This is a genomic window from uncultured Lactobacillus sp. (genome assembly GCF_945290125.1).
In the GTDB taxonomy this organism is placed as follows: domain Bacteria; phylum Bacillota; class Bacilli; order Lactobacillales; family Lactobacillaceae; genus Lactobacillus; species Lactobacillus rizhaonensis.
The window spans coordinates 31,296-43,061 of the sequence record NZ_CALYQV010000012.1; the positions used below are offsets into that span (position 1 = coordinate 31,296).

10 protein-coding genes are annotated in these 11,766 nt (G+C 33.4%); 3 read left to right on the forward strand and 7 right to left on the reverse strand.

Annotated features, from left to right (window positions below; all coding sequences use genetic code 11):
- Nucleotides 1-180: 180 nt before the first annotated feature.
- The 3 genes from phnD to Q0K80_RS03475 all read right to left on the reverse strand — a co-directional run bounded on the left by phnD (nt 181) and on the right by Q0K80_RS03475 (nt 3,087).
- A complete protein-coding gene (phnD, locus tag Q0K80_RS03465; RefSeq protein WP_294603200.1) occupies nt 181-1,110 on the reverse strand; it encodes a phosphate/phosphite/phosphonate ABC transporter substrate-binding protein in 930 nt (309 codons plus the stop codon).
- A 339-nt stretch (nt 1,111-1,449) separates the two neighbouring features.
- Nucleotides 1,450-2,790: a hypothetical protein gene (locus Q0K80_RS03470; protein ID WP_294603202.1), complete on the reverse strand. Its 1,341-nt coding sequence runs from the start codon at nt 2,788-2,790 to the stop codon at nt 1,450-1,452.
- 18 nt (nt 2,791-2,808) lie between these two features.
- The gene (locus Q0K80_RS03475) at nt 2,809-3,087 is read right to left on the reverse strand and encodes a zinc ribbon domain-containing protein (RefSeq protein WP_294603204.1); all 279 of its coding nucleotides are present in this window, start codon (nt 3,085-3,087) and stop codon (nt 2,809-2,811) included.
- 307 nt (nt 3,088-3,394) lie between these two features.
- On the opposite strand from Q0K80_RS03475, the gene Q0K80_RS03480 reads away from it, so the two are divergent.
- Nucleotides 3,395-4,357, forward strand: coding sequence for a D-2-hydroxyacid dehydrogenase (locus Q0K80_RS03480; RefSeq protein WP_294603206.1), 963 nt, complete (start codon nt 3,395-3,397; stop codon nt 4,355-4,357).
- 130 nt (nt 4,358-4,487) lie between these two features.
- Complete coding sequence (locus Q0K80_RS03485; protein WP_294603208.1) at nt 4,488-5,252, forward strand: MerR family transcriptional regulator; 765 nt, start codon at nt 4,488-4,490, stop codon at nt 5,250-5,252.
- A 135-nt stretch (nt 5,253-5,387) separates the two neighbouring features.
- On the opposite strand, the gene Q0K80_RS03490 is transcribed toward Q0K80_RS03485, so the two are convergent.
- From Q0K80_RS03490 to Q0K80_RS03505, 4 genes are all read right to left on the reverse strand, one after another.
- Nucleotides 5,388-6,152 carry a hypothetical protein gene (locus Q0K80_RS03490; RefSeq protein ID WP_294603210.1) on the reverse strand — a complete coding sequence of 255 codons (765 nt, stop codon included), beginning with the start codon at nt 6,150-6,152 and terminating at the stop codon, nt 5,388-5,390.
- A gap of 38 nt (nt 6,153-6,190) precedes the next feature.
- Complete coding sequence (locus Q0K80_RS03495; protein WP_294603213.1) at nt 6,191-6,901, reverse strand: uracil-DNA glycosylase family protein; 711 nt, start codon at nt 6,899-6,901, stop codon at nt 6,191-6,193.
- A 139-nt stretch (nt 6,902-7,040) separates the two neighbouring features.
- A complete protein-coding gene (locus Q0K80_RS03500) occupies nt 7,041-9,404 on the reverse strand; it encodes a family 78 glycoside hydrolase catalytic domain (RefSeq protein ID WP_294603215.1) in 2,364 nt (787 codons plus the stop codon).
- A gap of 5 nt (nt 9,405-9,409) precedes the next feature.
- Nucleotides 9,410-10,585 carry an MFS transporter gene (locus Q0K80_RS03505; protein WP_294603217.1) on the reverse strand — a complete coding sequence of 392 codons (1,176 nt, stop codon included), beginning with the start codon at nt 10,583-10,585 and terminating at the stop codon, nt 9,410-9,412.
- A 145-nt stretch (nt 10,586-10,730) separates the two neighbouring features.
- Between Q0K80_RS03505 and Q0K80_RS03510 the strand changes: the two genes are divergently transcribed.
- Nucleotides 10,731-11,621, forward strand: a complete 891-nt coding sequence (locus tag Q0K80_RS03510; protein ID WP_294603219.1) for an AraC family transcriptional regulator — start codon at nt 10,731-10,733, stop codon at nt 11,619-11,621.
- The last annotated feature ends 145 nt before the right edge of the window (nt 11,622-11,766 follow it).

The window sequence follows — 11,766 nt, forward strand, 5'->3', positions numbered from 1 at the left end:
AAAGGGTTGCAATTTACATTTAAGTTAATTAAAACAATCTGAAGTTTTTTTACAAAGTTAAGATTGCAATTATTAAAAAAACTTATATTTATCTGAATTTAGTTTATATTTTCTCCACAAAAAATGCATCTATTTCACTTTTAACTGAAAAGATGCATTTACTATTAATTAATAATCCGACTATTTGGAAATTGACTGGGAAATTTTTTCGTATTTGCGCACAGTATCATAGTCACTATCTTTGGCTTTGACATACCCTTCATGTGAGTAAACGCGTTCGATTACTTTCTTACCTTCTTTAGATTTGCCAATTGCAATAAAAGCGTTAGCTAATTTTTCCCGGAAAGATTTTGACAAACTAGGAATAACTGAGATAGTGTCGTTGGGAATAGCACGAGTATAGTAAATTGGCACAACTTCGGACTTAATCTTAGGATTATCCTTGATTACATTGTTGCGGGCATCTTCAAAAACAAAAGCTGCATCAGTGTCTTTATTTAAAACATTTAGTACGGCTTGATCGTGCCCAGTAGTAGTAACTAATTTGCAGCTGCGAGGAACATCGAATCCCTTTTGCTTTAACTCAGCAATTGGAAAAATATAACCAGATGTTGAGGTTGGGCTTTGAATTGAAATTTTCTTACCTTTAAGATCTTTCCAACTCTTAATGCCAGAATCCTTTCTAACTAAAATCTCGGAATGGAAAGTATGAACTAGTTTTTTAGTCCAGTTGCCGTCCGGTCTGCTTAAGCCAAAACGCTCTGACTGTAATAAAACATCAGCTGCATGCTGTTTGTGAGCCTGCACATAGTCATCACCTGGTAAAAAGCCGACATCTATTTTTTTAGACTTCATTGCTTCTACCAACGCATTACCACTAGTTGAAACCGAAACATGGACTGGAATTCCCAGACGCTTGGATAACATTTTTTCTAATGGCTTTGCCTTAGTTTCTAGCGTATTCGCAGAAACGCTGGGTACGAACTGTACGTTGAGAGACTTTGGTGTACCACTATCATTTTGCTTTTTTGCTGAATTAGAACATCCGGCAAGTAAAGCTGTACCTAAAACTGCAATAGCACCAACTAAAAACTTTTTAAATTTTGGCATGATTTCCTCCTAATCTGGAAATATTGCAATCAAAAAAGACTTAGATAATACTAATGTATCAAGCTAAGTCTATTATTGATCATATTAAAAAACAGCAGCAACAATTTATATAGATAAGAAAACCGCACTTTCCCCATTGCAAAAGGCTCATCAATTTGAGTTAATCCATGCATATGAAGAAAATTACCTCTCTTTCTTATTATATAAAAAATAATAGCACAATATTAAGAGTTATAACAGATGTTTTTCTTTAAAAAAATATTCTTTTATTCATTTTAAAAAAAAGCGCTTTATTAATAAAAAGGTATTTTTAATTAAACTAGTGCTTTAAAAATAATCTTAATTATCATACTTTTTATCACTAATTATTTTTGACTTAATCTTTTGACTGCTGTCTTTGCTGTCGCCAGTCTGCTTAAAAAGACCACCCGTATAGAGCAAAACCTGTTTATGTTCAAAATCATCATGTTCAAAAGTATAAGTAATCTTATAAGTGACATTGCTGCAATTATTAGTAGCTGGTGTAATCGAAACTACAGAGCACTCCATATTGTAATCATTAATATCGTCATCTTTATTAAAACCGGAATTTTGAGAGTGTAATTCTTGATAGCCTTTGTTTTCGGCACCACCAACAAAGTCATCTTCGTCTGGTGAATTAAAATCATTTTCTAAAATTTCTTCAGCATCATCTTTATTAATTAAACCTGGCCATTCAGGTTTAATTACATTACTGCTGCTGTCATCATCTTCAAATCCCATTTCATCATAGTCAACAGTTTTCGATTTAATCGCTTTGCCATCAACTTTAGTAAGCACATAAATTTTCATATCATCAGTTATCGGATAATCTTTAAATACCTTATTTCCTCTTTTATCAAGATTTCCAACATTTTTATCATTAATGTAGACATCAGCGCCAGGAATACTTTTAATGGTAAAGTTAACTGTTTTAATATTCATATCAATTTCTTTATTGGAAAAAATACTAGTACTTTTATCAGCAGTTAACTGATGGCCTGATGCAATGGATTTGACTGCAATATGATATTTGCCAGGAAATAATGGCGTAATCTTTTTATAATAATCTTCACCACTACCATCAACTCCACCAAACTTTTTGTTATTAATATAGATAGTAGAGTTGGCGTGATTGGTTCTTATCTGCGGTGAATAAGTTTTTAACTGCAAACAGTATTTAGGAAATAAAAGTAAATAGCGGCCGTTTTGAACTAAAATGACATTTTCATATTGATCGCCATATTTAAAGGCTTCTGCCATCTTGTCAGCTTCAACATAATATTCAGCGTAATACTCTTGGGCAGGCTTTAGAGCTGCTGTTGTTACTCGTGCATTTGGATTTTCAGAGACAACATATTGGTCTAAATCGGCATGTGGGTTTTTTAAGCTTGCCGTAATCTGATTAATTTGGTTATTTTTTTGATAGTGGTTAGAACCCCACGCATAAAATGCAGCAAATGCTATCACCAAAACACCTAAGCAAATCAGCAAGATTTTATTTCTTTTTTTCAGCGGATGATGAACTGAATTTGCCGTAACTTGTTGTTGATTAACAACTGGCTGCGCTAAGCTATTAGCTTGCTGGGAATGAAATTCTTTTCGGCTAAGCTTTGTTTGAGACAAATACAGTCCTAAAACTATTAAAGCGTCCTTAATCAAAATTGTTAACCAACCATATCAGCTTGCTACATTAACACTACTTGTACCTGGATTACGCCAAGAATCAATACACCATTGCCAATAACTTAAATATTGTCCTTTCGAATTATTTATATTATTGGCAACTGTTAATTGAGACTTAGGTTGCTTTGCCTTTATTTTTGGAGAATCTTTTATCTCAGAGGTAGAAACAGTTTCTTCTTTTTGTACACTAATGTTGCGCAAGTCATAACCACAAGACGTACAAAAATTGACGTCTTTATCCATGATGGCGCCACATTGAGGACATTTTTTCATTGATAACTCCTTCTTAATTCCACTAACTTCTGTATTTATTTACTAAACTTATTTAAACCACTATTTAAAAAATGTAACTTATTTTAAAATCTAGAGGTCGCATGTTATAAGCTTTTTATTTTAACCTAATTAATAATATTTTAGTATTACTAAAAAAGCAGAATACTCGTTAAGTTTAGATTTATTTATAAATACTGTCAAATATGGTTTCAGTTACTACATTAATACTATCAAAGTTTTTTAATTATCCGCGCTATATATGTAGTAAACTTAAGAAGTACAGATATAATAATGTGAGGTTCAAATTATGAAAATTGTTAATTTAGACAGCTATGCCATGAATCCTGGTGATTTAGACTGGACAACCCTTGAAAAACTAGGCGAATGCACTTTTTATGATCGGACACCAGTTGACGATAATGCTGAAATTTTGAAAAGAATTGGAGACGCAGAAATAGTTTTAACTAATAAAACTCCACTTGATGAAAAAGTGCTAAAAATGGCACCCAACATTAAATATATTGGTGTGACTGCTACTGGTTACAATATTGTCGATACCAAAGCGGCTCATGAAGCTGGTATTCCCGTGACTAACATTCCTACTTATGGTACTGATGCCGTTGCGCAATTTACTTTTGCATTGTTACTTGAAATTACTAGTCAAGTAGGTTTACATAATCAGTTAGTCCATGAAGGGCGCTGGAGCATCAACCCTGATTTTACTTTTTGGGCAAAGCCGTTAATGGAACTAAAGGGCAAAACTTTAGGATTAATTGGCTTTGGCAATATAGCTAAAAAAGTAGCAGAAATTGCACATGCTTTTTCTATGAATATAATTTTTTGGAACCATCGGCCAAAATCAGATTTACCGGATTACGTTGAACAGGTTGAACTTGACGAACTTTATCACAAAGCAGATATCGTCAGTTTACACGTGCCACAAACGCCGGCAACTACGGAAATGATTAATCAAGAAGCAATTAGTCAAATGATGGATGGCGTCATTTTAATTAATACTGCTCGTGGTAGTTTAATTAATGAAAAAGACGTCGCAGACGCCTTAAATGAAGGCAAGATCGCTGCAGCGGGGATTGACGTTGCCCAAAAAGAGCCCATTCCTGCTGACAGTCCACTTCTTTCTGCTAAAAACTGCTATATCACCCCCCACATTGCTTGGGCACCGCGCGAAACCCGTAATCGTTTGCTTGGTATAGTCGTTGATAATCTGCAAGCATTTCTAAAAGGTGAAAAATTAAACGTCGTAAACTAAATATCATAGTCAAAAACCAGTAATCTTGATTGAGTTACTGGCTTTTTTATTCTCAAAAATCATTTTCCGTGCTTGACCTTGACACTACGTCAACCAATATACTTAATTTGCAAGTGAGGAGATTTTAAACATGTCATATTCTATCAATGAACTAGCAAAACTAGCCGGCATTTCAACACGAACTTTACGCTATTACGATAAAAAGGGACTTTTAAAAGCGCGCAGGAATCCCGAAAATAATTATCGCTATTATGAGGAAAGCGAAGTTGATCAATTGCAAAAAATTCTATTTTTAAAACTATTTGACTTGCCACTAGCTCAGATAAAACAGGTGATGCAGACTTCACCGAAAACTCAATATCAAGTTTTACGAAACCAGCGGAGCAAATTAGTAGCTCAAAAGCAATATCTAGATGATTTGATTAAGAACTTAGACAAGACACTTGCAACAATGAAGGGAGAAACACAAATGAATGACACGGAAAAATTTGCCGCATTAAAAAAAGAAATGATTAACAAAAATGAAAAACAATATGGCGCAGAAATCAGGAAAAAATATGGGGATACTAAAATAGATTTTAGTAATCAAAAATTTAGTTCTTTATCTGAAAATGAATTAGCACATTTCAAAAAACTGAGTGCTGAAATTTTAACTGAATTAAAAGACTTTGATAAGACTGCTGGTGTCAAACAATCTGCTGCCAAGCACATTTTTGACTTACACAAAGAATATTTATTGACAATATGGCCTAAAGGTCAGTATTCGGGAGAAGCCCACAAGAATCTTGCCCGAATGTATATCTGCGACACACGCTTTAACAAATATTATGCAGAAGGCACTGGTAATCCTGACGCTGCGAAAACGTTGAAAGCAATTATTGATTATTACGCGTAAGCTTTTTTAATCATTAAAAGTACAATTCCAAAATAAAACCTTTCAGATACAGATTCGTTAAGAATTGTTTTGAAAGGTTTTTTGTTTAAAGTAATTTTATTTAAACGTTTTTAATAAAAAAGATGTTATTTATATTTAATTTTTCCTTGCATTAGAAGCAGTCAGATTTTTAAAATCATTCCTGCTCCACAACCATAATGGATTTTGCAGGTCGGTTGGGACAAATTCAGTGCCCTGTAATTCTTTTGCCCAAGCATTAATTACATAGGTTTGCACTTTAGAACTTTCCATTTGTTCTTTGGTAATCAAGCCCAATTTATAACTTGCCCTTATTATATGCCTATCTGCAGCAATATAAATATCATTGGTATTTTTCAAAGGAATTGCAGTGTAATTGCTAAGAACGTACAGCCAGTAATTGCAAAGCTTATTGCCAGACAAGTATGGAAACTTTTTCTTGGCATCTTTTTGCATAAAATGCCTTATTTTATTCACATTATTATCCAAGTTGTTAGCAAATTTAATAACACTACCATCAGAGAGATCTGTAAACGTCTGACATAATTTAAGCCAAATGTCTGTTTGCTTATTCTTTTGCAAAGCAAGCCGATACTTAGTCAGAGCTTTTTGCACTGATTCATACCCAGCAGTAATAACTTTTGCCGGTATAAAAACAAAACTAGTTTCGGGATCTTTATACGTCTTCAAGGCATTTTCCCACAAAGTATATGAATTTCTCTGATAATTTAAAGCCATTGGCAACGTGAAATAAAGCGCATTTTCATTAGTGCTTGGATCTAGGTGCGGATTACTATCCTCAGGTAAAGTAGTATCACCTAAATCACCATTTTGGTACATTTGATAAATTGTTTTTACTTTTTCAAGGATTACATCGGACATAAATTGATGACCTCACTTATCTTTAAAACTAATGATTATTATTTATACGTCAAAGCATTGAGATACTTACTCAGATATTTTTCTTCATCTTCAGGATGATATTGGGTAATAAAACGCGGATGTTCAAGTGGAATTATTTTTTGAAACAAATGTAATTTTTTATTAATTTTGCTTAGTTCTTGATAATTTTGACCACTGCCGATGCAGTAACAAACAGAAGTATCAATTCCAAAGTTAATATACGTTTTAAGTGCAGAAATCATAAAAGGAGTTAACATTTCTTCAACTCGCTTATTTTCATAATAGTTGCAGTTTACTTGGTTGCCCTTGGAATTGGTCTTGCAAATGCCCAAGGGATAAACAAAATCGAGGTAAAAATCATGATAAAATTTGTTCCTTCCACCATATTTATCTATGACTTTTGTCAAAAAACTAGAAGAGGCATTACTGATATGAAAATTTGCTATTGAGATTCCTGTTTCTTTTTGGAGATTGGAAGCATCTTCAAAAGGAACTCCAGTTATAGCTGAACCTCTTCTTGCCGGTGAACTACCTAATATTAAACAACGCTTGTTGTTGTCATTGAAATATTTCTGATAGAAAGTTTGGACCACTTGCAAAACTTGCCTTTTGTTTCTGCTACTATAAGGATTAATTAATTTATGAGGAGCGGGTAAATCAATTTTTACATTACCTAATTCCTGATCAAATTGAAAAACTTTTTCTGAAAAAGTTTGTTTTTGTCTCATAAATGCCTGCTATCATATCAAGTTACAAAATTATATAAGCAAATTATAGCACATACGTTCGCAAACTTGCTAATTTTTTGAAAAATTGCATAAAAATAAAGGAGCAACCACTCTTTTGGATCAATCCTTTATTTTTACATTAATATTCCCATTGATAAGTACCTGATTTTACACTAATTCCGATATTTTGAGTTTTGGCTTCAGGATATTTTTTCAAAAAGCCAGCGGAATCTGGAAGATTTACTATAGCTTTACACCCCTCAGGAATAGTAAATTCATATTTCCCATTTAGCAATTTTATTGTAAACAAGCCATTTTCACTCAAGTATTTCATTTGGAAATCATCAACAATACCTTTTATTTGAGGTTTGATTTCTACTTCTTGAAATCCAGGCTTAATCTCTTTTAGACCAACAACTTTTCTCATAAACCAGTCAAGGACACATCCCATCGCATAGTGATTGAACGAAAATGTTCCTGTTTCGCCATCTGGTTGAATTCCTGCCCACGATTCCCAAATAGTTGTTGCACCATGATCAACTTCATATAACCAAGACGGACATTTATTCTGAAGAAAGACCTTTTTGGCTAAATCAGTTTCGCCATTATCAACTAATACATCCAGCAAATAAGGAACAGATAAAAATCCTGTATCCAAGCAGTCATGATTATTATGAATTAATGCCACTAATCTACTTAGTAATTTCTTTCTCGTATTAGTATCACTAATCATATCAAATGCTAAGGCCAGAACATAACATCCCTGATAGTCACTTGTTAATCTTCCCTCTTTGACAAATTTTTCAGCAAATGCCTGTTTAACCTTGTTCGAATATAGAGTATATTCGTTACCATTTTCACCTAAAACATTACTTATTTTAGCTAGAAGGTCAGAAGAATGAGCTAGAAAAGCTGTAGCAACGACGTCTTTAGTTGTTGCTGCAGATTTCATTGGATTAGGATCTCCAATCATCATGCTTGGAAGCATCCAGTCACCATAATGAAATGTAGTATCCCAAATGTAGCGATCAAGTCCATTCTTATCACCAGCAGCACTTTTGACGCTATAATTGTGCCACTTCTTCATGGCAACATAATTTTCGGTCAAAACCTCTTTATGACCATATCTTTGATATAAAGTCCACGGCACCATTATAATTGCATCGCCCCAACCAGCTGAACTTAAGCTGCCTTTAAAATCCAACGTGCTTTGATAAAAATTAGCTGGAGCCGGTGAATAGTCAATAATTTCTCCGTCTTTTTGTTGATCAATACGTACGTTTTTTAACCAGCGACGGATCAAATTTTCTGTGTTGTAGTAAAAAGTAGAAGCTGGTGCAAAGACTTGCATATCCCCAGTCCAACCAGCACGTTCGCGCTGCGGGCAGTCAGTTGGAATAGACAACATGTTTCCCCGTTGACTCCATTTAACGTTTTGTAGTAAACGGTTTATTTGCTGGTTAGAAGTACTTATCTTACCAGTTCTTTTCATATCACTAAAAATAACTATCGCATTTAAATCTTGAATATCCGCTTGATTAAGTCCCGTGATTCTAATATATCTGAAACCATGATATGTAAAATCAGGTTCAAAAGTTGCCAATTTACCATTACCAATCACATGATCTTCTTGATCCTTATTACGACCAATAATATTTTTAAAGAAATGGCCATCTTGATCTAAGGCTTCAGAATGTTCAATCTTAATGTCAACATCCTTTTTAAAATTCGCTGTTATCCGAATTCGTCCCGTTATAACCTGACCAAAATCAACTATTAACCTGTTTTCTTCTTGCCAAATCTTTTTTACTTTTAAAGTTTGCATTCGTTTTACCAGAGGTCCAAATTGTGGGGATAAACGCTCATAATCTGCATCAATTACTTCTGCCTCTTGAGAAAAACGAGTATTAGTAGCTAATTCATTTTTAACGCGGAGATCTTGCTTTTCACCGATAACGACATCTGCGTAACACCACTTTCCGGTACCAACCGAAAAAGATTTATCTGTACCAATTTTTAAAAAGCTGTGATCTTCATATTCAACAGTTAGGTCAGCCAATAAAGCTAAACGATCGCCAAACTGACAACTTTCGCCAGAAACTGCAATTCTGCCGGCATACCAACCATCTGCTACGACCACTGTTAACACATTTTGACCACTGGTTAATAGATCTTTTATATCGTATGTTTGATATAACAAATATTCTTGGTATTGCGTATAATCTGGTGTAAAGACGGCATCACCAATTTTTTGACCATTTAAATATGCTTGATACAGTCCCTGTGCAGTAATTTCTATTTTTGCAGAATGGATAGTTTTTTCTGTATTAAAACTTTTCTTAAAAACTATTGGTGCATGTAGTCTTTCATCAACAGGTTGGGGAACTGGTGCTTTTTTACCACCAAACATGTCAGCTAAAGAAAACTCAGGCTCTTTACTAACATAGGCAAAATCTGAACTTATCCATTTTCCTAACCACTTATCTTTACTATTTTTAATCATTTCTACTATCCCTCTTTTACAGAATTAGACATAACTTTTTTACCTAGATTTGTCAGTATACAAATAATACCAATTACAAAGCAGCATATACACCCAAAAGTAAAGGAACTTTCACCAACTTTGATGTGAAGCAAATTTAATAATACTGGACTGATGAAGCCACCTATGGAATTCATAAATTGGAAAAGCATCATTGATACTGCTAATTCATATTTATGTGAAAGTACAGACATATAAAACGGAATTGTTGACATAATCATAGACATGGCAAAACCTGAAAGGACACCGCCGATACTAATTAGAATAAGATTATTGGCAATTCTTCCTAGTAAGAAAGTAACTCCCAAAGTAATGTAACCACCAGCAATTATTTTGTCCTTAAATATTTTGTTCAGATACTTTAAGCTAAAGCCGGCAATAAAGCCTCCCGCTGTACCAACAGCATTGATAATACCCGTAATACTAGTACTTCCTAATTCTTTTTGATCAATAATAATTGACAAGTTAGTCGGATAGATTGTGTAAAGTATCCCCATTAAAAGAGTAACAAATCCTATCAACCAAACATATCCATTTAAATGTTTTAAAATCCCAAAAATATTGCTGCTAGCGTTCTGTTCCTTACTGTCTACTCGATCATTCGGTAAGGCAAACAGCACTAGGAGAAAAACAAATATACCTAAAAGAAATACCCAATAAGAATTAACCCAATTCTTAGCTCCTAAAAGTCCACCGCCAAGCATCATTATAATAGAGCCTAAACTATTCATCGCTGTGTTCTTGCCCATCATTCCATTTCTTTCTTCTCCTTCAAAAAAGATTGAAATAAGCATAGGAATTAAGGTGTTAACAAAGCCTAACCCAAATCCAAGAATAAAAGCACATCCGATTAAAATATCAATGCTGCTATGAACTAATAGCGGTAATAAACCGCCCAGCGTAGCTATTCCCAAACCAATTAATGATAATAATTTTTTAGAATATTTAACCGCCAAAGCTCCAACCACCACAGTGGCAATTAGTGTTCCTAAAGAAGGAACTGTTCCTATCATTTGAATTTTAGCGACAGGAACATTTGGAAAAGACTTTGTCATCGCCCCAAATGCGTTGGTGATTACTAAAAAGCTCATTGTTAGTAAGCTCATACTTAGAATACTTATTTTCATTTTTGTTTTATTCATAACGAATACCTCTTATCATAATAAAAACTTTCATTAATAGGCCTATCTCTTTCTTCCATGGTCATATTAGCAGCTTATTGTAAGTGCTTACAATATTGTGCTATGATAGGTTTGTGTGTTTTTATGACATTTGAGGCTTGTTAAAATGAAATTGATTGATTCTGATAAATTGCCTAAGCTTCCAAAAAATGATTTTTTTAAAATTCCAAATTTGGTTCGTTCAAGCAATATACCAAATTCTGAAAAAATATTTGTGGTAAGTCATGATTTAGATATTCCTGTACCCTTTCATAAACATGATTTTTACGAATTTGTTTTCATTACAAATGGTATAGCAATTAGCAATATTAATAATAGAGATATTTATTTACTTCCTGATTCTTTGCTACTAATGAATTTACATAGTTCTCACTCGTTAAAGGTAAAAGATCCTAAGGCACAAGTAATTAACATTTGCATTAAACCGGAAATTTTTGCAGGTGGTGTTTTTGCTGAATTTTTACAGCAAGACAATTATTTATGTAATTTTCTTTGTGATAAAGATAATAACAGTTACCTCTATTTTTCACCAACCAGCTTATCTAGATATTTACCCATAATTAACGGAATTTTATCTGAATATGTTACCAATAATTGTCATTATAATTACGCAATGCTAGGGTTATTGCTCATCTTTTTTGACCAATTGAGTCATGAAAATTATTATTCTTACACTGGAATCGATAGCCTAAGTTTAAACGTCATATCAGCAATAAAAGATAACGTTCAAACTATCACTGTCCAACAATTAGCCCAAAATTTTGGTTACAGTACGGCTTACTTATCACGATACGTTAAAAAACATACTACACTGACTATTAAAGAAATTATTATGCAAGAAAAGATGAAACAAGCTAAAAAATACTTATCAGAGACAAATTATTCGGTGGAAGAAATTTCACGGTTGATAGGTTATAAAAGTGTCAGCTACTTTTTTAAAACTTTTGAAAAGCAAAATAACGTTACTCCTGACCAATTTCGTAAAACAGTTAAATAGATAATCAACTTCTCTAAATTAAAAAAATAAAAACAATTAGGGCTACCAAATTGGCTAAAGCGCCTACAAGATCTTTCATAGCGTTAATAGTATAAAACTCATCATCAGATAAATAATTAATGCAGATCAAATGAATTACACCAGC